General features: G+C 37.1%; 1 pseudogene. It reads left to right on the top strand.

The features are described from left to right. Positions 1 to 259 (top strand): annotated as a pseudogene (locus AOA60_RS18295) (hypothetical protein); the annotation flags it as partial.

Below are 259 nucleotides of genomic sequence, written 5' to 3'. Positions count from 1 at the left end.
AGGTAGTTAACATTCCCGTAATTACAGTTGGGGCCATAAGAGAACCTAAATTTGTGGATGATGTTATTGCATCTAAAAAAGCGGATTTTGTTGCAATTGGCCGAGGTCACATTGCAGATCCTGAATGGGTTTGTAAAGTAGCTGAGGGAAGAGAAAAAGAAATTAGAATGTGTATTTCATGTTTACATTGTATCTATTCAAAAGCACATATAGAATGTTCTATCAACGCAAGGGTAGGTAGGGAGCTGGAGTTTAAAAA

The sequence above is a fragment of the Pseudomonas sp. 2822-17 genome, assembly GCF_002742485.1.
Taxonomy (GTDB): Bacteria; Pseudomonadota; Gammaproteobacteria; order Pseudomonadales; family Pseudomonadaceae; genus Aquipseudomonas; species Aquipseudomonas cyclaminis.
The sequence above is the reverse complement of the archived record's forward strand: the minus strand, read 5'-3'. Positions and strand labels throughout refer to the sequence as shown.